This window comes from Mycobacterium sp. NGS48, from assembly GCF_059812585.1.
Genome location: NZ_JCALCY010000020.1, coordinates 40224 through 59899 on the forward strand (window position 1 = coordinate 40224; position 19676 = coordinate 59899).

At 65.1% G+C, this 19676-nt stretch carries 17 protein-coding genes and 1 riboswitch; of the genes, 6 read left to right on the top strand and 11 right to left on the bottom strand.

What is annotated here, in order from left to right:
* Positions 1-61 precede the first annotated feature (61 nt).
* Positions 62-919 (bottom strand): LLM class flavin-dependent oxidoreductase, encoded by an 858-nt coding sequence (locus AC5Y42_RS21710; RefSeq protein WP_499900631.1) that lies wholly within the window; start codon positions 917-919, stop codon positions 62-64.
* A 139-nt stretch (positions 920-1058) separates the two neighbouring features.
* On the opposite strand from AC5Y42_RS21710, the gene AC5Y42_RS21715 reads away from it, so the two are divergent.
* Positions 1059-2063: an Lrp/AsnC family transcriptional regulator gene (locus AC5Y42_RS21715; RefSeq protein WP_499900632.1), complete on the top strand. Its 1005-nt coding sequence runs from the start codon at positions 1059-1061 to the stop codon at positions 2061-2063.
* A 52-nt stretch (positions 2064-2115) separates the two neighbouring features.
* On the opposite strand, the gene AC5Y42_RS21720 is transcribed toward AC5Y42_RS21715, so the two are convergent.
* From AC5Y42_RS21720 to AC5Y42_RS21735, 4 genes are all read right to left on the bottom strand, one after another.
* Positions 2116-2835 carry a DUF1275 family protein gene (locus AC5Y42_RS21720; RefSeq protein WP_499900633.1) on the bottom strand — a complete coding sequence of 240 codons (720 nt, stop codon included), beginning with the start codon at positions 2833-2835 and terminating at the stop codon, positions 2116-2118.
* A 195-nt stretch (positions 2836-3030) separates the two neighbouring features.
* Positions 3031-4344, bottom strand: coding sequence for a maltokinase N-terminal cap-like domain-containing protein (locus tag AC5Y42_RS21725; RefSeq protein ID WP_499900634.1), 1314 nt, complete (start codon positions 4342-4344; stop codon positions 3031-3033).
* Positions 4341-6107, bottom strand: coding sequence for a maltose alpha-D-glucosyltransferase (treS, locus tag AC5Y42_RS21730; RefSeq protein ID WP_499900635.1), 1767 nt, complete (start codon positions 6105-6107; stop codon positions 4341-4343). Before treS ends, AC5Y42_RS21725 begins: the two co-directional genes overlap by 4 nt.
* 90 nt (positions 6108-6197) lie before the next feature.
* A complete protein-coding gene (locus AC5Y42_RS21735; protein WP_499900636.1) occupies positions 6198-7268 on the bottom strand; it encodes a S1C family serine protease in 1071 nt (356 codons plus the stop codon).
* Positions 7269-7482: 214 nt separating this feature from the next.
* On the opposite strand from AC5Y42_RS21735, the gene AC5Y42_RS21740 reads away from it, so the two are divergent.
* Complete coding sequence (locus AC5Y42_RS21740; protein ID WP_499900637.1) at positions 7483-7890, top strand: TIGR03668 family PPOX class F420-dependent oxidoreductase; 408 nt, start codon at positions 7483-7485, stop codon at positions 7888-7890.
* Between the two features lie 81 nt (positions 7891-7971).
* Positions 7972-10107, top strand: coding sequence for an elongation factor G-like protein EF-G2 (locus AC5Y42_RS21745; protein WP_499900638.1), 2136 nt, complete (start codon positions 7972-7974; stop codon positions 10105-10107).
* On the opposite strand, the gene AC5Y42_RS21750 is transcribed toward AC5Y42_RS21745, so the two are convergent.
* The 3 genes from AC5Y42_RS21750 to AC5Y42_RS21760 are packed head-to-tail and all read right to left on the bottom strand — an operon-like array spanning position 10104 to position 12147.
* Entirely contained in the window at positions 10104-10730 is a 627-nt protein-coding gene (locus tag AC5Y42_RS21750; RefSeq protein WP_499900639.1) for a 3-oxoacid CoA-transferase subunit B, read from the bottom strand. The genes AC5Y42_RS21745 and AC5Y42_RS21750 overlap by 4 nt on opposite strands.
* Complete coding sequence (locus AC5Y42_RS21755; RefSeq protein ID WP_499900640.1) at positions 10727-11500, bottom strand: CoA transferase subunit A; 774 nt, start codon at positions 11498-11500, stop codon at positions 10727-10729. The genes AC5Y42_RS21750 and AC5Y42_RS21755 overlap by 4 nt, the downstream gene beginning before the upstream one ends.
* Positions 11497-12147, bottom strand: a complete 651-nt coding sequence (locus tag AC5Y42_RS21760; protein WP_499900641.1) for a cysteine hydrolase family protein — start codon at positions 12145-12147, stop codon at positions 11497-11499. Before AC5Y42_RS21760 ends, AC5Y42_RS21755 begins: the two co-directional genes overlap by 4 nt.
* Positions 12148-12371: 224 nt before the next feature.
* Here AC5Y42_RS21760 and AC5Y42_RS21765 point away from each other — a divergent pair, with 224 nt between their 5' ends.
* Together AC5Y42_RS21765 and AC5Y42_RS21770 are read left to right on the top strand one after the other, a co-directional pair.
* Entirely contained in the window at positions 12372-13127 is a 756-nt protein-coding gene (locus AC5Y42_RS21765) for a L,D-transpeptidase (protein WP_499900647.1), read from the top strand.
* A 129-nt stretch (positions 13128-13256) separates the two neighbouring features.
* On the top strand, positions 13257-14195 hold the full coding sequence (locus AC5Y42_RS21770) for an NADP-dependent oxidoreductase (protein WP_499900642.1): 939 nt from the start codon (positions 13257-13259) through the stop codon (positions 14193-14195).
* A 27-nt stretch (positions 14196-14222) separates the two neighbouring features.
* Here AC5Y42_RS21770 and AC5Y42_RS21775 read toward each other — a convergent pair whose 3' ends face one another.
* Together AC5Y42_RS21775 and AC5Y42_RS21780 are read right to left on the bottom strand one after the other, a co-directional pair.
* Positions 14223-15965, bottom strand: coding sequence for an NRAMP family divalent metal transporter (locus AC5Y42_RS21775; RefSeq protein WP_499900643.1), 1743 nt, complete (start codon positions 15963-15965; stop codon positions 14223-14225).
* Between the two features lie 98 nt (positions 15966-16063).
* Positions 16064-16249, bottom strand: coding sequence for a hypothetical protein (locus tag AC5Y42_RS21780; protein WP_499900650.1), 186 nt, complete (start codon positions 16247-16249; stop codon positions 16064-16066).
* Between the two features lie 233 nt (positions 16250-16482).
* Positions 16483-16656, bottom strand: a riboswitch (M-box (ykoK) riboswitch).
* 72 nt (positions 16657-16728) lie between these two features.
* On the opposite strand from AC5Y42_RS21780, the gene AC5Y42_RS21785 reads away from it, so the two are divergent.
* On the top strand, positions 16729-17382 hold the full coding sequence (locus tag AC5Y42_RS21785) for an O-methyltransferase (protein WP_499900644.1): 654 nt from the start codon (positions 16729-16731) through the stop codon (positions 17380-17382).
* Positions 17383-17393: 11 nt separating this feature from the next.
* Here AC5Y42_RS21785 and AC5Y42_RS21790 read toward each other — a convergent pair whose 3' ends face one another.
* Complete coding sequence (locus AC5Y42_RS21790; RefSeq protein ID WP_499900648.1) at positions 17394-19427, bottom strand: acyltransferase family protein; 2034 nt, start codon at positions 19425-19427, stop codon at positions 17394-17396.
* Positions 19428-19676 lie beyond the last annotated feature (249 nt).

The window sequence follows — 19676 nt, forward strand, 5'->3', positions numbered from 1 at the left end:
CAACGGCCTAACGATCGGCAGCAGCGCACCCCCGGCGCTGCTGCCGATCTATTTCTGGCGTTCACAGCACCGCGTCGGCGAGGCGCTCAAGCTGGTCGAGCGAGGCGACACCCGGGTGAAACAGCAGCCCGTCGAAGCCGAGGTCGCGGTAGGCGCGCACGGTGCTCACCGCGTCTTGCGCCGAGGTCAGCATGTCCGCAACGTTGAGCTCGGCATACTCGGGCACGAAACCGTAGTAGCTGCGCAGATTTGCGTGCGCGGCACCCACCGTCGCCGCGTCGCCGAACGCAAAATTCACGCTGGCATTCAGCCACGGCTTACCCGCGCGACCCGCCTCCCGCCAGGCATCGCGCACTTCGTTGGCGAACGACGACTGATTCGCATAGTCGCGGACCGCGCCGGCGGCCCAGCCATCCCCCACCGTGGCCACTCGCCGCAGAGTCGCTGGTGACGCCCCGCCGAACAACACGGGAATCCGCACAGGCGCTGGGCACAGTGCGACGTCACCGGTAACGACGTCGGTTTGCCAGGCACGACGCATCAATTCAACGGTCCGGTCCAAAATCCGCCCGCGTTGGTGGAAGTCCGCCCCAGTGGCGGTGTAGTCGTCGGTGCGACGGCCCACCCCTAGACCCAGCGTGAGCCGGTTTCCGGCAATTTCGGCCAAACTGGCCAGCTGCTTCGCCAACGATGCGGCGGGATACAGCGGGGCCAGTAGGACGTTGGTGACGAGGCCGATGTCGCGGGTAGCGCCGGCTGCAGCGGACAGGGCGACGATCGAGTCGAGGCTGGGATAAACCACGCGGTCGATGCTGGCCACGCTTGCGAATCCGAGTTGCTCGGCGCGGTGCGCCCATCTGGAGATCAACGAGCCGGGCACGCCCGCGACATGATTCGGCAAGCCGATTCCGATTTGCATAGCAGTCCTTTCGTTTCACGCTGGCCTGTCGCTCGACCACGCCAGCCCAGAGTTACAGTCACCGTCCCGCAATGCCTATGCGCGCGGTCGAAACCGAGATAAATCCTCTCGGAACTGGCAAATTCCGCATACTCTACGCATGCCGGATCCTTTGGACGCGCAAATCCTCCATGCGCTGGAGTTGTCGCCGCGGGTGTCGTTTCGCCGCATCGCCAGGGTCGTCGGGGCATCCGAACAAACCGTCGCCCGCCGCTACCAGCGGTTGCGTCGCGCCGGCGTGGTACGCGTCGTCGGACTGGTGAATCCCCGGGTCTACGGCGAAGCACAGTGGATAGCCCGCATCCGCGCCAAACCGGACCGCATATCCCAGCTGGGCGACGCGCTGGCGCGGCGCCCAGAGGTCACCCATGCCAATATCCTGTCGGGCTGGACCGAGCTGGTGTGCGTCATCCGCGCACCGATCGGCGAGAGTCAGGAAAGTCCGCTGCTACAACAACTTCCACGAACCACCTCTGTGATCGACGTCAGCGTTGACCTTGTTCTGCACGCATTCGGCCAATCGGCGACCGCGCAGTGGGCCGGCTACGGCCACAAGCTGAACAGCGAGCAGACGCGGCAGATCCTGGGCGAACCGATCACTCAGGTAGCCCCAGGGCGGCTGATCACCCCGACCGCGCATGATCGCCCGCTCCTAGACGCGCTCGCCGAAGACGGCCGCGCCACCCAGGCACTCTTGGCCGAACGGACCGGATGGTCGATGGCACGGGTGGCTCGGCGCGTTGCGGCGCTGGAAGCCTCGGGCACCTTGGTCTATGACGTCGACGTGCTGGGCGAGCGACTCGGTTTTCACCTCAACGCGATGTTGTGGCTCACGATTGCACCACAAAACATCCACCGTGTGGGCGAACAGATTGCAGCTCATGACGAGGTCGCTTTCGCTGCTGCCGTCAGCGGCCGCAATAATCTGATGGCCGTGGTGATCTGCCGCGACGCCGACGATCTCTTTCGTTACCTGACCGAAAACCTCTCGGCCATCGCTGATGTCGACGGCTACGACATCAGCGTCCGGGCGCAACGGCTCAAGCAATCCGCATCCCTCGTCACAGGCGGGCGACTGGTCACCCCACGTCGCACCGGAGAATAGGTACGGCGCTCAACCGCGCCGAATATGCACTGGCGGCGGCGATTTCGCGTTTTTACGTCCACAGGGCGCGACGGCCCGCATAGAAATATGTATATCCGGTGGCCAGTGCGCACACCACGCTGGCGATCGCCAGCATGTAGGTGCCGCCAGCGACCAAGCTGATCGACCCGCCGATCGTGGCGCCGATCACAAAACTGGCAAAGAGCAGAAAATAGCCCAGCCAATCTGTGAGTTCTCCCCCGTGGAAGTGCCGTTCGATTCCTTGACCCATCTTGACCAGCGTTCCCGTCATATAGCTCAAACCGATCTGCGTTTCGCCGTTTTCGTTGACGAAGGTGGTGTTCAGCGCGCCGACACCAAAGGTCACCAGCAGGATCGGCGGGAAGGGCAATGGAAGCTCGGGGCCGCCCAACAGGATGAGGTCGAGCACGGTAGCGAGCACGAGCGCCAGCGTGGTCAGCAAAGTGGCACCGTGTGGCCGTCGCGGCCAGATGTAGCGTCGGCAGAACGACGCGCTGATCACGCCGGCCACGAAGGCCACCATCAGCATGGTTGCCGATAACGCTAGCCACGGCGATGACGCCGCCCACTGTTCTTCCGCGAAGTACCCCATCACCGCGCGCTGGGCGTTCCCCGTCATGAACGTCACGAAGTATCCGGCGGAATGGGAAAAGGCCGTGGCGCCCAATAAACCGGCCAACGCGGCCAACACCCACGACAACTTGGCTTCGCTGTCGTACATCCGACGAAGAGCCACCATCACGGTGGACATATTTCCAGAAATGTGGACTGCACGCAGCGCGGGCGCTCAGGATTAACGGCGACCCGCTGCACTCGGCTCCGCCGAGCTTGCGATCGCCGTGGGGTTTGCGTCGACCCGCTGCACTCGGCTCCGCCGAGCTTGCGATCGCCGTGGGGTTTGCGTCGACCCGCTGCACTCGGCTCCGCCGAGTTTGCGGTCGCCGCGTCAGGCCGCGGTCAGCCGGGCGATCGAGCGTAGCGGAATGGGTAGCCACCCAGGCCGGTGCCGAGATTCATAACCCGCCTCATACACCGCCTTGTCCAGCTCGTAGGCCGCCAGCAGCGCTGCCGAAGCGCGCGGGTCGACGCCGGACGCGGCAGCGTACCCGTCGCAGAATGCGCTGCGATTGCGCTCCACCCACTCGCGGGAGCGGGCGGCGAGCTGCTTGTCGTCGGCCTGGTCGACCAGCGGACCGCAGGCGGCGTACTCGAACGACCGCAACACGCCGGCGATGTCGCGCAACGGGGAGTCCGGCGCCCGCCGCTCTTCCAGCGGCTGACCCGGCTCGCCCTCGAAGTCGATCAGCAGCCACGACTCCGGGGTGCGCAGCACCTGTCCCAGATGCAGGTCGCCGTGAATGCGTTGCACGTTGATGGTCTCCCCGGCGAGCTCGCGGAACTGCTGCTCGATCGCGGCGGCGTGCTGCTCGAGTTCGGGCACCGTCGCAGCCGTCGTCGCCAGCCGTCCCAGCACCGTCTCCAGCGGGAACGTGGCATGCGAGGTGCCGAGCTGCTCAGCCAGCGTGGCGTGCACCGACGCGACCGCCTCACCGAGCCGGTAGGACTCGCCGGCGAAGTCGCCGCCGACTTCGTAGGCATACAGATCGGCTTCGGCAAACAGGTCACGCACGCTGGCGGAGGCCATCGCCCAACCTTCCGCAGAGTTGGCCGCGTAGGCGGTCACCATGCCCAGCGGGCAGGGCTCACCGTCCAACTGCGTTTCGTAGGAACCCAGCAATCGGGCTACATGCGGATTGTCGGCACGGCCCAGTACGCGGTTCAGTTCGATGTCGGGGTTGATGCCGCTGCTGACCCGGCGGAACACCTTCAGGATGGCGTCCTGCTCGAAAATCACGCTGGTGTTGCTCTGCTCGGCGTCTGCCACCCGTGGCCACGCCTCCAGGGGCAGCTTGACGTCCGGCTCTTTGGCGAAGGTCACCTCGCCGCGTGTCGCCGACGAGTCGATCAGCGACAGCAGAAATCGGCCTGCGTCCGGATCGTAGAGCGCGTCGTAGGCGGTGCGATCGTTGTCGGTGCCGATGGTGGCGACCGCGCTGTATTCGGCAACCGGCCCGCTGCCCCAGTTGACGATCACCTGATAGCGCTCCGACGAACCGTCGGTGTAGGTGACGTCGACGAGTACCAGGTCCAGGTCTTCACGCAGGCCGACGATCCGGCTGGGGTCAGCGGCGGCGATCTCGCGTCGACGTCCCGCGTACCAGCGTTGTTGGGGAAGCCATTGGGCGAACGGCAAATTCATGGCGTCTCCTCTGACTCAGACAGCTGGAACCAATAGAACCCGTGGCCCGGCAAGGTCAGCAGATACGGCAACTGACCGATGGGGGGGAAATTCACCTGCCCGGTCAGTTCGACCGGCGTGTAGGAAGCCCAGTGCTGCAGGTTCAACTCGATGGGTTGCGGGAAGCGCGACAAGTTGTTGACACACAGCACGACACCGTCATCGGCTTCACGCACATACGCCAGCACCGAGGGGTTGGACCCGCCCAACTCGTTGAAAGTCCCGACGGCGAAAGCCTTGTGACGCCGCCGCACCGCCAACATCGTGCGAGTCCAGTTGAGCAGCGACGTCGAGGTGTCCCGCTGTGCCTCGACGTTGACGGCTTGGTATCCGTAAACCGGGTCCTGGATGGGTGGCAGATACAGCCGGCCGGGGTTGGCGGCGGAGAAGCCGGCGTTGCGGTCCGGTGTCCACTGCATCGGGGTGCGCACCGCGTCGCGGTCCCCCAGCCAGATGACGTCACCCATGCCGATCTCATCGCCGTAATAGAGCACCGGTGAGCCGGGTAGCGACAGCAGCAACGCGGTGAACAATTCGATCTGATTGCGGTCCTTGTCCAGCAGCGGCGCCAGGCGGCGGCGGATGCCGACGTTGGCCTTCATCCGCGGATCCTTGGCGTATTCGGAGTACATGTAGTCACGCTCTTCGTCGGTGACCATCTCCAGCGTCAACTCGTCATGGTTGCGCAGGAAGATGCCCCACTGCGCCATGTCCGGGATTTGCGGCGTCTGCGCCAGGATCTCCGAAATCGGGAACCGCGACTCCCGCCGGACCGCCATGAAGATGCGGGGCATCAGCGGAAAATGGAACGCCATGTGGCACTCGTCGCCACCAGTGCCGGCGTCGCCGAAGTACTCGACGACGTCACTGGGCCACTGGTTGGCCTCGGCCAGCAGCACCCGGCCAGGAAACTCGTCGTCGACCACCTTACGGACGCGCTTGAGAAAGGCGTGAGTTTCGGGCAGGTTCTCGCAGTTGGTGCCCTCCCGCTCGAAGAGGTACGGCACGGCGTCCATCCGGAACCCGTCGATACCGAGGTCCAGCCAGAAACGCAGCACGTCGATCATCGCCTCTTGCACGGCCGGATTCTCGTAGTTCAGATCTGGCTGATGGGAGAAGAATCGGTGCCAATAGAACTGGCGCCGTACCGGGTCGAAAGTCCAATTGGACTCTTCGGTGTCGACGAAGATGATCCGCGCATCGGGATATTTGTCGCTGGTGTCGTTCCAGACGTAGTAGTCGCCGTACGGGCCGTCGGGGTCGCGCCGGGACTCCTGAAACCATGGGTGCGAGTCGGAGGTGTGATTCATCACCAGGTCGGTGATGATCCGGATACCCCGCCGGTGAGCGGCATCGACCAACGTCACCACATCGTCGACGGTGCCAAATTCCGGGAGCACCTTGTAGAAGTCCCGGATGTCGTATCCGCCGTCGCGCAACGGGGAGTCGTAAAAAGGTGGCAGCCAGATGCAGTCGACGCCAAGCCATTGCAGGTAGTCCAGCCGGTCGATGAGCCCCCGCAGGTCACCGCAGCCGTCGGCGTTGGCGTCGAAAAACGCCCGCACCAACACCTCATAGAACACTGCATGCTTGAACCACGTTGGGTCAGCGGGCATCACCCGGGCGTCGGCGAAATCGTCAGCACTGGGATGCTCGACGACGCCGGCCTCGACGCGGCTGCCCTCGGACGGATCGTGTTCGTGTGCCTCTTTCGTCAAATCCACAGTCTTATGCGTACCCTCCGTCGGACGCACGGAATCATCTGCAGCGCCCCAGATTTGAGCCCCGCCGACGATGCGTCAGCTGCACGGATATCAGCCGGGCGGCCCTTCCCCCAGCGTCACGCTAGTCGTGCGCTGAGTACCACCGTTTTGTAAACCCACACTGATGGTGTCGCCGGGATGATGCTGGTCGAGCAGATTCGTCAACGCGGTCGCCGAGTTGACCGGGGCGCCGTCGATCGAAGTGATCACGTCGCCCTGGCTGATCCCGGCTTGGGCGGCAGGACCATTCGATACCACCCGCTGCACCGCCGCGCCCGCACCGCCGCTGGAGTCATTGACCCCGACACCCATGAAACCCGTCGGGCCGATGTGCACGGTCGGCGATCCAGCCCCCGAGCGGATCTGCCCAGCGACGGCCATAGCCTGGTTGATCGGAATCACGAAACCTTGACCGCCGCCGAGTTTGTAGTTGTCGGATGCGGCGGTGTTGATGCCGACCACCTGGTTATTGGTGTTGACCGTGGGGCCCCCGGAGTCGCCGGGACGGATGGGGGCATCGACGTGAATCAAACCGTTGAGCGTCTCGGAGCTACCGGTCAACGAGTCGGACGCCGACACCGTTTGGTTCAGCGCGATGACTTTGCCGGACACGGCGCTCGGCGTTCCCCCGACGCCACCGGCATTGCCGAGTGCGACCACCGGATCGCCGACCTTGACCGCCGACGAGTCACCGATGTTGGCGACCGGCAGTCCGGCCGCGCCGCCGAGCTGCAATACCGCAATGTCTTGGGTGCGGTCATAGCCGATCACCTCGACCGGATAGGTCTGACCGTTGCCGATAGCTCTGGCGCTGATGTCGGTCGCACCCGCGATGACGTGGTTGTTGGTCAGCACCACGCCGCTGGGATCAATCACGATGCCGGTCCCGGCGCCGACCGCGCTCTGGTATCCCAGCTTCGTGTCGATGTCGACGATCTGCGCCCCCACCTGCGAGACAGTCGTCAACGGGTCGGCCGGCGGCGCCGACGGACCGGGCGGCGCCAGCGGCGTGGCGACGGCCGGCGCTACTGGAGCCACCAAGGCCGCGACCAGTCCCACCACCGCCGCCACCTCGAGTAACCACGACCGCCACCAGGGCGTTCGGCGGTGTGATCCGCTCATCCCGATACCTCCTGCAAGGGTGACACCCACCCGAATTCTCCGGGCGTCGGATTCCGACGGCGCGAACTGGTCCACTTCACCGTAGCCCGCATCCGGGTCCAAGACACGCGGTAGGGAGTAACCACGGCACCGTCCGGGCAAACGGCCCAGGCCAGTCTCGGCGATCGCGACGGTTTGCTGGTGAGCGGCGCAGCCCACCCCATAGGCTGGCTTGGTGGTCGACTTCGACCCCAAGGCCCGCTTCGCGGGTGCGCCGGTAGCCCGGCTGGCCACCGTCGCGCCCGACGGGACGCCGCACCTGGTTCCGGTGGTGTTCGCGGTGCGCGACGACGTCGTCTACACCGCCGTCGACGCGAAGCCGAAGAGCACGACCCGGTTGCGCCGATTGGCCAACATCGAGAACAGCCCACACGTGAGTGTGCTCGCCGACCACTACACCGACGACTGGGCACAGTTGTGGTGGGTCCGCATCGACGGAATCGCGGCGATCCACCGCGACGACGACACGCTACAGCTGGGCTACAACCTGCTGCGCGCCAAATACTCCCAGTATCAATCGGTTCCGTTGAACGGCCCGGTTATCGCGGTTGCGGTGAGCCGCTGGAGCAGCTGGCACGCCTGAATTCTCCTCTTGTGCTGCGCGGACGCAAAGAGAATGGTGACCTAGTAGGCCCGAGGCGCGGCGTATGAGGAGAAACCCGTCATGGCAGACAAGGCGAATACTTCCCAAGGAGCCGGATCCGCGCCCACCGCGGACAGTCCGGCCGCCGTACGCAATGTGGTGCTGGTCGGCCCGTCCGGCGGCGGCAAGACGACCCTCGTCGAATCCCTCCTCGTCGCGTCCGGTGTGCTGTCCAGACCCGGAACCGTCGCCGACGGGACCACCGTGTGCGACTACGACGAGGCCGAGATCCGCCAGCAGCGCTCGGTGGGGCTTGCCCTGGCGTCGCTGGAACACGACGGCATCAAGGTCAACCTCATCGACACCCCCGGCTACGCCGACTTCGTCGGCGAGCTGCGGGCCGGTCTGCGCGCCGCGGACTGCGCACTGTTCGTGATCGCCGCCAACGAGGCTCTCGACGAGCCGACCAAATCGCTCTGGCAGGAGTGCAGCCAGGTCGGTATGCCGCGGGCGGTGGTCATCACCAAGCTCGACCATGCCCGCGCCAATTACCAGAACGCGCTGTCTGCTGCTCAAGAAGCGTTCGGCGACAAGGTTTTACCGCTGTACCTGCCGGCCGGCAGTGGTCTTATCGGCCTGCTGTCCCAGACTCACTACGAGTATGACGGCAGCAAGCGAACCACTCATTCACCGGACCCCTCGTATGCCGATCAGATCGAAGAACACCGGGGTGCCCTGATCGAGGGGATCATCGAGGAGTCCGAGGACGAATCGTTGATGGAGCGCTACCTGGGCGGGGAGACCATCGACGAGTCGGTGCTCATCGACGACTTGGAGAAGGCGGTCGCGCGCGGTTCGTTTTTCCCGGTGATCCCGGTGTGCAGCGCAACCTGTGTCGGCACGCTGGAGTTACTGGAGATTGCCACCCGCGGATTTCCGTCTCCGCTGGAACATCCGCTGCCGGAGGTGTTTACCCCGCAGGGCGCCTCGCACGTCACGTTGACCTGCGACGCCGATGCGCCGCTGCTTGCCGAGGTGGTGAAGACGACGTCGGACCCCTACGTCGGCAGGGTGAGTCTGGTCCGGGTGTTCTCCGGGACCATCAGGCCCGACACGACGGTTCACGTGTCGGGCCATTTTGCATCTTTTTTCGGTGACGGGAATAGCCACCTCGACCACGACGAGGACGAGCGCATCGGCACGCTGTCGTTTCCGCTCGGCAAACAGCAGCGGCCCGCGTCGGTTGTATTGGCCGGCGATATGTGCGCGATCGGCCGGCTCAGCCGGGCAGAGACCGGTGACACCCTCTCCGACAAGGCCGAACCACTGGTGCTCAAACCGTGGACGATGCCCGAATCACTGCTGCCGATCGCGATCCAAGCGCACGCCAAGACCGACGAGGACAAGCTCTCGGTCGGGCTGGGCCGACTGGCCGCCGAGGATCCGACCCTGCGCATCGAGCAGAACCCCGAGACCCACCAGGTCGTGCTGTGGTGCATGGGCGAGGCGCACGCCGGCGTCGTGCTCGACGGCCTGGCCAACCGCTACGGCGTGTCGGTGGACACCGTGGACTTACGGGTGCCGCTGCGGGAAACGTTCGCCGGCAAGGCAAAGGGCCACGGCCGCCACGTCAAGCAGTCCGGCGGGCACGGCCAATATGCCGTCTGCGACGTCGAGGTGGAACCGCTACCAGAGGGCTCGGGCTTCGAGTTCGTCGACAAGGTGGTCGGCGGCGCAGTGCCGCGTCAGTTCATCCCGAGCGTGGAGAAGGGGGTCCGCGCGCAGATGCAAAAAGGTGTGCATGCCGGATACCCGGTGGTCGACATCCGGGTCACACTGCTCGACGGCAAGGCACACAGCGTCGACTCGTCGGATTTCGCGTTCCAGATGGCCGGCTCACTGGGACTCAAGGAAGCCGCCGCGGCGACCAAAGTGGCTCTGCTCGAGCCGATCGATGAGATCTCGGTGTTGGTACCCGACGATCTCGTCGGCGCGGTGATGAGTGATTTGTCGGGACGGCGCGGCCGCGTACTGGGTACCGATACCGCCGGCAGCGATCGAACGGTCGTGAAAGCCGAAGTGCCCCAAGTGGAGTTGACCCGCTACGCCATCGACCTGCGCTCGCTGTCGCACGGCGCTGCCTCCTTCACTCGGTCGTTCGCCCGGTATGAACCGATGCCGGAGTCAGCGGCTACCCGAGTGAAGGCCGCCGGCTAGCACACCGGCGCGTCGGTCTTGGCGACGACGTCGGCGATCTCCACGTCCGGCGCCAGTTCAGCCACCGTGAAGCCGGTGCCCGACACGTCCAGTACGGCGAGGTCGGTGATGATCCGGCTGACCACACCACGCCCGGTCAGTGGCAATTGACAGGTGGAAACCAGTTTGGCGGCGCCGGTTTTGGTGACGTGGTCCATGAGGACGATGACCCGGCGGGCACCGGCCACCAGATCCATCGCACCACCCATTCCCTTCACCATCGACCCGGGGACCGCCCAGTTGGCCAGATCGCCGTTCATCGCGACCTGCATGGCACCCAGCACGGCGACGTCGACGTGACCGCCGCGGATCATGGCGAAACTGGTCGCGGAATCGAAGAACGACGCACCCGCAAGGACCGAGACAGTCTGTTTGCCTGCGTTGATCAGATCCGGGTCCACGTCCTCCTCGAACGGGAATGGGCCGACGCCGAGGATGCCGTTCTCGGCGTGCACTGTGATGTCGGCGCTGTCGGGAATGTGGTCAGCGATCAGCGTCGGCAGGCCGATGCCAAGGTTGACGTAATCGCCGTTGCGCAATTCCTGTGCGGCGCGGGCGGCCATTTCATCGCGGGTCCAGGTCATTGTCGTCTCGCCCGCCGGACAGTGCGTTTCTCAATGTACTTGCGCGCAGCCTGTTCTGGAGTCAGCACGACAACCCGATGGACGAAGATGCCCGGCAGGTGCACATCGTCGGGGTGCAGTTCGCCGACGTCGACGATCCGCTCGGCCTCGACCGCGGTGACACGGCCCGCCATTGCGACCGGCGGGTTGAAGTTGCGGGCTGCCGCGTGGAACCGACAGTTGCCGGCCTTGTCGGCAACTGCGGCGCGAATCAGCGCGTAATCGGTGACGATCGCCTCTTCGAGCACCATCTGCTTGCCACCGAAGCTGCGGACTTCCTTGGGCGGCGAGGCCAATGCGACACTGCCGTCTGCGCGATAGCGCCACGGCAGCCCACCGTCGGCGACCAGGGTACCGACGCCGGTGGGGGTGTAGAACGCGCCGATGCCGCTGCCGCCGGCGCGCAACCGCTCGGCAAGGGTGCCCTGCGGGGTGAGCTCGACGGTGAGTTCGCCGGTCAAGTATTGGCGGGCGAACTCTTTGTTCTCGCCCACGTACGAGGCAATCACCCGGCTGATCCGATGCGCGTCCAACAGCAGCCCCAGGCCGGCGCCGTCGACACCGCAGTTGTTGGACACGATCGTCAGGTCGCCGGCGCCCTGGCTCAGTAGCGCCTCGGTGAGAAGCCATGGGATGCCTGCTAATCCGAAGCCGCCGACGGCCAGGCTGGCGCCGTCGGGGACGTCGGCGACCGCTTCGGCGGCCGAGCCGACCAGCTTGTTGCGAGTCACGGCAGCTCCCCGTCGAGCCACACCAGCGTCGCCGTCAAATCTCGCACATCGACAGCTATTCGACGGCATTCCTCGATGCCCTGGTCGTAGAGGCCAGACATTGCGTCGCACACCAACATGACCCGGAAGTCGCGTTCGGACGCCTGGTACATGGAGGCCCTCGGACAGTTCGGAAAATTGCAGCCCGCGAAAACTACGGTGTCACTGCCGCTTTCACGCAGGTGTTCTTCGAGGCTGGTTTGGTAGAAAGCGCCCCACCGGGGTTTGTACATCACGTGCTCATAAGTGCCCAGTTGTTGGAGACCGCCGCGCAGCAACAGTTCATGGTCCAACTCAACAGCTTTGGGCAACAACTCCGGTGCGATCTGCGACCCCGCGCTACCGGGCGCCAGGAGTTGGGCACCGTGTTCGACCGACTGCCGCCGCGCCAGGTCGACGTTGGAACCGTCCGGCCGATAAAGCCGGACGACATGGACGATCGGGAGCGAGCGTTCGCGAAACGCCGCAGCCAGCCGCGCCATTGCCGGGATCGCTTCCCGGGTTCCGTCGACGCGCAGTTGCCCGTCGTCGGCATAGGTGTCCCGCTGGACATCGATCAGCACCAACGCCGCTGATCCCGCCCGCGGACATGTGTACGGATCGCTCATAACCTTGGGTGTAACACAAGGCGTGCCCACTGCGAATATTCCCGCGGGATCGATATCGGCTTTGCAGGCGGCCGTGACCTTGCGAACGGATGACCGGCCGGCAGTCAGGCCTGCATAGCGGCTGATGCCGGACTTGTATTGGGTTTGCTGGGTACCCTGGACGGGTAGATGTATGAAAGCAGAATGCGGTGCGGTCGATCGCACCATCTCGGAGGGTGAAGACCGTGCGTAAAGCGGTTCGATATGTGTTGGTCACGGTGGCTGTCGCCGCGATGGGGGTGGCGGGTTCGGCGAGCCCGAGCATGGCCGCGATTGCGCCGCCGAACGCGGCCGTCGGCGTCGCGTCGATCCAGCCGGCCAACGGTCAAACGGTGGGTGTGGCTCATCCGGTCGTCGTCACATTCACCGGACCGGTCACCGACCGCGCCGCCATCGAGCGAACGATCAAAGTCAGTTCGCCCAGCCAGACCAGCGGGCATTTCAACTGGGTTGACGACAACGTCGTGCAGTTCATTCCCGACAGTTACTGGCCGTCGCACAGCCACGTGGCCGTCGACGTGCACGGCCTGTCGACCGGCTTCGAGACCGGCTCGGAAGTGCTGGCCGTCGCCTCGATTTCCGCGCATACGTTCACGGTTAGCGTCGACGGCGAGGTGTTGCGCACGATGCCGGCGTCGATGGGCAAACCCAGCCGCCCGACACCGATCGGTTCGTTCACCGCGCTGGGCAAAGAGCGCACCGTCGTGATGGATTCGCGCACCATTGGGATTCCATTGAATTCGCCGGACGGCTACAAGATCACCGCCTCCTATGCGGTGCGGGTCACCTGGAGCGGCGTCTACGTGCATTCGGCGCCGTGGTCGGTGGACTCACAGGGATACGCCAACGTCAGCCACGGTTGCATCAACCTCAGCCCGGACAATGCCGCCTGGTACTTCGACACCGTGCACATCGGTGACCCGATCGAAGTGGTGGCTTGATCAGAACTGCTCGCAATTGGGTTTGGTAGCAACGCCGTTGAAGCAGTCCGCGACACCAGCGTCGGCATGGTGACGGCGCTGTAGCGGTTCCGGCAGGCTAGGGGAAAAGCCGGCAGGCAGGAGTCCACGATGCCATCTTCGAAAGCACACGCTGTTCGTTTCGACCGCTACGGCGGGCGCGAAGAGTTGTACGTCGCTGAGATCGATATGCCGTCGCCTGAGAAGGCCGAGGTGCTCGTCGAAGTGCGCGCCACGGGCATCAACCCCGGTGAGGCCGGCATCCGGGTCGGGGCAATGCATGAGATGTTCCCCGCGACGTTTCCGTCCGGCCAAGGCAGTGACCTGGCCGGGGTGGTGGTCGGTGTGGGAAGCGGAGTGCGCGACTTCGCGATCGGAGACGAGGTGCTGGGCTTCAGCTTGCGCCGATCCAGCCATGCCACCCACGCCGTCGTCCCGGTGGACCAGCTGATCCCCAAACCCACCGAATTATCGTGGGAAATCGCCGGTTCCCTGTACGTCGCTGGTGTGACTGCCTATGCCGCCGTTCGAGCAGTCGCGCCGCAACCGGGTGAAACCGTTGCGGTGTCTGCGGCTGCCGGAGGAGTGGGCAGCCTGGTCGTACAACTACTGGTGTTACGCAAAGCGCGGGTGCTCGGTATCGCCTCGGAGCGCAACGCCGACTGGCTACGCACCCACGATGTCACTCCGATCCGATATGGCGAGGGGCTGGCCGCTCGGCTGCAAGACGCGGCGCCGAACGGAATCGACGCGTTCATCGACTTATTCGGGCCAGACTATGTCCAGCTGGCCGTCGATCTCGGTGTGGCACCGGAGCGGATCGAAACCATCATTTCGTTCGCCAAGGCAGCCGAAGTCGGCGCGAAAACCGAAGGCAGCATGGACGCCTCGACGCCGGCGATATTGGCTGAAATGGCGGACCTGGTCGTCAGCGGTGCGATCGACTTCGACATCGCATCGACCTATCGCCTCGACCGGGTCGCCGAGGCATACGAACAGCTCGAAAAGCGGCATACCCACGGCAAGGTTGTGTTGCTGCCGCAGCAATGACCCGGCGCGATGCGTCCCGAGCGCTGCTCAGCCTATACCCGGCTGGGCGATTTTGACGACGACCAACGCCACCGCGACCACCAGGTAGGCGCGCAGGGTGAACAACCCGGCCCTCCTGGCCGGTGACATGACCGGACGAGCCAGCGTCGTCAATGCCGGTGTGCGCCAGTTCGCGCGGTACTCACGATGAACGGCGTTCCGTTCGGCGCGCGTCAGCGCAGCGATGCCGTCGAGCTCCTCGACTTCGCCGGTGCTCAGCCCGCCGAACGTGGCTGCAACCGATTCCGCGGTGCGCTGATCGGCGGAACGGCGGGCAATAGCGATCACGACCGCGCCGGCGAGAACCCCGGCTACCGCGCCGCCGAGCAGGCCGGCCTTCAGCACAGCGGTGGGCAGGCCCGGGAAAAGCGTCGAGGCCGTCAACGCCAGTGACAGCAACACCAATGACCACACCGTCGTCCACGCGAAAATGTTCTGCCGCAGGCTGTTTACCCAGGGACCAAGCACCGGCCGGTCATTGCACAGCAGGACCAGGAAGACGGTCGCCGACGGCAACAAGACGCCGGCGAGCGCCTGCACACCCTGGGTGATCAGACCGAGGACATGGTCGGGACTGAACGCGACGGCAGCCGAAACTGCCAGGATGGCGGCATAGCCGCCGTAGAACAGCGGGGCTTCGGAGATCTTCCAGTGCAGTGAGTGCCGCTTGCCGAACGCATCGCCGATGGCGTAGGTCGTGGACAACCCAATTGCATTGGCGCCGATCAGCGACGCGTCCAGCAACACGATCGCAAACAGCACCCCGACCGTGCCGCCGACGTGGTGTGACAGGCCGGACGCAACCGCGCCCGCGTCGGTGTAATGCCCGAAATGCTTGGTTCCGGCGAACCCGAATGCGGTGGCGGCCATCAGCGTTACCGCCCCGGCCATCACCACGACAATGCCCAGGATCAAATCCGCCCGGCCGTAACGGATCCAGCGTGGCGTGATGCGTTTGTCCACGACATTCGACTGCTGAAAGAACAGCTGCCACGGCGCCACGGTGGTGCCCACGATCGCGACGATCAGCAGCAACACCGTGGAGTCCATTCCGCCGGGGAATTGCGGCACCAGTCCGCGGGCGGTGGTGTCCAGCGTGGGGTGCACCATCAGCGCCATCGGGATGATCACCACGTTCACGGCGATCAGCACGAACATCAGCCGTTCCCACCGCCGAAACGAGCCGCCGGCCACCACGGCGAACAGCAAGACCGCGGCGGTCGGGATCGCCACGGTTTTCGGGCAGCCCAGAAAACCGAGAGCCAATGCGACACCGATGAATTCGGTGACGATGGTCAACGCGTTGAGCAACAGCAGATCTCCGACACTGAATGCGCCCCAGAACTTGCCGAACCGCTCGAAAATCAGCCGGGCATGGCCGACGCCGGTGACCGCGCCTAGCCGCAGCACCATCTCCTGATTCACATAGAGCACCGGGATCAGCAGCACCAGAGTCCACAACAGGCCCATCCCGTAGTTCTGCCCGGCCTGCGCGTATGTCGCAACGCCGCCGGCATCGTTGTCGCCGACCATCACGATCAACCCGGGTCCGCTGATGACCATCAGCGTTCGCAGCCGCTGCCAGCGGCTGTGCCGAATTCCATTGTCGTGGCGGCCGATACGGCCGAACGCGCCGACGATGTCGCCGACATGCGCGGAGTCCAGCGCAGCGGTCTCAACGGCCACCGCGGCGCCGGTGTCGCGGCGTACCTCAGTGGAGGATGACGTCATCGGCGTCTCCCTTTCTGGCAGAACTGATCAGCTGAGTTGCAGGCAGCGCGCTGACCCGGCGGCTTCAATTGCCGCCGTAGTCAGTGCGATTCGAGGTGTCAGCAGGTGCTGCCGTGGGACGGATGCCCACCCAAAGAAGCCGTGATGACGGCCGGAGCCATCCGCGATACGTAGAGGTTGGCCCGCTCCTGCGGGGTCAGGTTGCGGCGTGCCCGCCACCGAGCGGTCACCCGCCGGCTGGCATGCGGCATGGGCGAAATACGGTGTGCAACAACAAATGCCATGATCATCTCCTGCCGGTGGCCCGGCCGGATCTCAGGCCGTCCGGCGGCCTGGAACAGACGCTCAGGCTGCAGGAATGCCGCGACCGGGTCGGGACGAAATGGATATCGAATGCGGATAAGGACTATCGCTGGGACTCATCTCGCCCTCTCACCTCCTCACGGCCAGGACACACGCGGGTGTCACTACAGTGCACGCACAGCGAGGAAAGAACGTCCGACGGAGAACCCGCGGACGCGCATCCCTCTCGTCGGAGCTTCGGCACTGCACGGCGTATCCGGATCACCATCCGGAAGCCACTTGGGCTCAACCCTTAAGCCGGGAAGAGCTGTCCTGACCCGGGGCGTCTCTCGACGTTCGGGGTCAGTGGCCTATATCCGTGCAGACGCCTCACCTACCGAGATGCTGCCGTTCCATGGTGGCACCAACTCCGGTGCCCGTCAAACGGAGGGCGGAATAGGTGTCGCCTACGCTCGTGGTCATGGCTACTACCCTGCACAATCCCGGTGTCGCGGCTGCCCTCGACCGGATGTACACGGCGGCCAGCGCTCAGCTGCCCACGTTGCGCGAACGCCGCGGTGACTTCGGGCAGTCCGCCGGCGCGCAGGAACGCGCGGACGCGATGAGCGAGTTCTACATCCCGGTAACACCGGAGGCAGGTCGGCTGCTGTATGCACTGGTGCGGGCGGCCCGGCCGACGACCATTGTCGAATTCGGGATGTCTTTCGGCATTTCGGCGATCCACTTGGCGGCGGCGGTGCGTGACAACGGTGTCGGCCGAGTCGTCACGACCGAGCTCAGTGCCAGCAAAATCGCGACGGCTAAACGGACTTTCGCCGAAACCGGGTTAGACGACCTGATTACCGTCCTGGACGGAGACGCGCTCGAGACACTGAAGAGCCTCGACGGGACGGTCGATTTCGTGTTGCTCGACGGCTGGAAGGAGCTGTACCTGCCGGTGGTCAAGCTGCTAGAACCACAGCTGTCACCGGGAAGCCTTCTCGTCGCGGACAATACCAACATGGCCGACACCCAGCCTTACCTGGATTATGTGCGCAACCCGGACAACGGCTACGTAAGTGTCAACTTCCTGGCCCGCGAGTCCGACAGCATGGAGATCAGCTGCTGCACTTAGCTGAGTAGCGACTACCGCAGCGATTCCTCAAGCCACGGGATCAGCCACTCGACGCCCTCGGCGGTCAGGTGCACGCCGTCGCTGCGCACTGGGATCCCGTCTACTTTGGCGCTGTAGACGCCTTCGGGGCACAGTTTCTTGTTTAGATCGAGGATTCCGACACCGGCACGCTGTCCAATAGTGCGGCGCAGCAATGCGTTCCATTGGTCCACCCGCTCGGGCTGGTCCTCTGGATGCAAACTGCCGTCCCGTTTTTCGCCCTGGCGGCTGTAGGGCAGGTTAGCCACCGTCAGCGGCGCGTCGGTCGAGCTGAGGATGCCGATTGCCCGATCCAACTCGCCGGCGATGTAGGCATCGAATGCCGGGTCGCCGATGTGGGTCCAACGCCCCTCGTTCACCCGATCCACTGTCTCCCAGCGTCCGACGACCAGCAAGATGGCATCCGGTTGGTCTTCGGCGATCTGGGCGGCCCATCGGCTTGGCCAGGATTCGCATTCGCTTTTTTGATCCAAGGTCTGTTCGAGATACCGGTAGGGGCCGCCGCGCACCATGCTGCAGCCGATGACGGTGTGGTCGACGAAATCGAAGCCCGGGGTCTGCGGAAGGTAGTGCATCAACGTCCAGCCGATCGAGTCACCGAACACCGAGACGGTAAATGGCCGGTGTGGGTCTCGCTGCGCTAGTGCGCGCGCGGGCCGAGTGCCGCCCGGCGGTGAGGGTGAAACGACCGCGACGGACGAAATACCGGGCGGCAAGCCGCTATCCGAAACCCCGCCCGTTTTGACACCGACCGGAATGACCAGCATCGTCACCGCGGCGGCGGTGGTGGCGGTAGCCCCGGCCAGCGGCAGTAGCGGCACCCGCAGCGGTCGCCAACTGCGAATCGGTTGTTCGATCAGCCACCAGGACGCGGCCGACAGCGCCACCGTGGCTGCGCACCGCACAGCGAACAGCGCAGACCCGGACCAGCCGGTCCGCTCGCCGTTGAGCACGAGAAAGATCGGCCAGTGCCACAGATAAACGCCGTAGGAGATGGTGCCCAGCCACACCAGGGGACGCCACGACAACATGGTTGCGACGGGCCCGCGCTGGTCCAATGCCACCGGTGCGACGACCAGGACGGCGGCCACTGCCACCGCGACCAGCAGACCGTTGCGAAACTCATGGGCGCTGCCGGTCGCGTAGTGGACAGCTACCGCCAAGGCCGCAAGGCCGATCACCGGCAACAGTCGGGCGGCCCATTTGCCCCAACGGGTCCGGATCAGCGACCAGCCGCGGTTCAGCGACGACCAATCGCCCACTAGAAGCGCCGACGCGGCCGCGCCGGTCAACAGCGCCTGCGCCCGGGTGTCGGTGCCGAAATAGACCCGGTCGCGTGACGCATCCGAGGCGAGCAGGACGGCGAGGGCCGCAGATGTCAGTGCGCCTGCCGTGGCGAGCAGGACAACGGCCAACCGAACGCCGCCCACGGTGGCCAACCTGCCTCGGCGGCGTGCGCGCGCCGCCAATATCACCGCCAGCCCTATCAGCAGCAGCGGCCACACGATGTAGTACTGCTCCTCTACACCGAGCGACCAGGCATGTTGCAAGGGCGAGGGCGGTGTGCCCTGGGTGAAATAATCGGTCTGCTGCGCAACGAACATCCAGTTCGCCGCCCAGAAGAATGCGGCGACAGCCTCGTCGCGCAAGCCGGTGACCGCCTCGGGCGGAAACAGCCGCCGGGCGACCGCGACGGCCAGCACCATCAATACGAGCGCCGGCAATAGCCGTCGCGCCCGCCGAATCCAAAAGTCGCCCAGGCTGATACGGCCAGTTCGGCCGAGCTCGTCGAGCAGCAGCGAGGTGATCAAAAAGCCACTGAGCACGAAAAAGATATCGACGCCCAGGAACCCACCGGCTAGGCCGGGAATGCCGCCGTGGTCGGCGAGCACCAATGCGACTGCTATCGCACGCAGGCCGTCCAGCGCCGGAATTCCCGGGCGGCGCTGTTCTCGTCGGCTGCGATCGCTACCGCGCGTACTCGCCAGCCGCGCGGCGCGCCGGATTGGGGCAACCCAGCGAGGCCGCTCAGCACAGCGAACCGGCCCAGGGCTTTCCCCGGCCGGTCCCATGCTGGCCCCTTTTGCGCGCCGACTGCCTGCCTCGTCGGTGCCGTCGTTGCCGCCGATACGTCGCTGCCCCTCCCTGCTGGATCAAGGTCAGTTTAGGTGCGACGGCACCGCGTCACGGGGATGACACGCGTGGCCTCAAGGTCCAGTTCAGGGCGACGCGAGTGTGTGGATTCGTACGCCCAT

What these genes read in the sequence shown, in the direction of transcription:
- AC5Y42_RS21745 (WP_499900638.1), top strand. Translation starts at nt 7,972, where the DNA reads ATGGCAGACAAGGCGAATACTTCCCAAGGAGCCGGATCCGCGCCCACC.
- AC5Y42_RS21780 (WP_499900650.1), bottom strand. Translation starts at nt 16,249, where the DNA reads ATGGCATTTGTTGTTGCACACCGTATTTCGCCCATGCCGCATGCCAGC.
- AC5Y42_RS21725 (WP_499900634.1), bottom strand. Translation starts at nt 4,344, where the DNA reads ATGAATTTGCCGTTCGCCCAATGGCTTCCCCAACAACGCTGGTACGCG.
- AC5Y42_RS21735 (WP_499900636.1), bottom strand. Translation starts at nt 7,268, where the DNA reads ATGAGCGGATCACACCGCCGAACGCCCTGGTGGCGGTCGTGGTTACTC.
- AC5Y42_RS21720 (WP_499900633.1), bottom strand. Translation starts at nt 2,835, where the DNA reads ATGTCCACCGTGATGGTGGCTCTTCGTCGGATGTACGACAGCGAAGCC.
- AC5Y42_RS21750 (WP_499900639.1), bottom strand. Translation starts at nt 10,730, where the DNA reads ATGACCTGGACCCGCGATGAAATGGCCGCCCGCGCCGCACAGGAATTG.
- AC5Y42_RS21770 (WP_499900642.1), top strand. Translation starts at nt 13,257, where the DNA reads ATGCCATCTTCGAAAGCACACGCTGTTCGTTTCGACCGCTACGGCGGG.
- AC5Y42_RS21760 (WP_499900641.1), bottom strand. Translation starts at nt 12,147, where the DNA reads ATGAGCGATCCGTACACATGTCCGCGGGCGGGATCAGCGGCGTTGGTG.
- AC5Y42_RS21715 (WP_499900632.1), top strand. Translation starts at nt 1,059, where the DNA reads ATGCCGGATCCTTTGGACGCGCAAATCCTCCATGCGCTGGAGTTGTCG.
- AC5Y42_RS21775 (WP_499900643.1), bottom strand. Translation starts at nt 15,965, where the DNA reads ATGACGTCATCCTCCACTGAGGTACGCCGCGACACCGGCGCCGCGGTG.
- AC5Y42_RS21785 (WP_499900644.1), top strand. Translation starts at nt 16,729, where the DNA reads ATGGCTACTACCCTGCACAATCCCGGTGTCGCGGCTGCCCTCGACCGG.
- AC5Y42_RS21710 (WP_499900631.1), bottom strand. Translation starts at nt 919, where the DNA reads ATGCAAATCGGAATCGGCTTGCCGAATCATGTCGCGGGCGTGCCCGGC.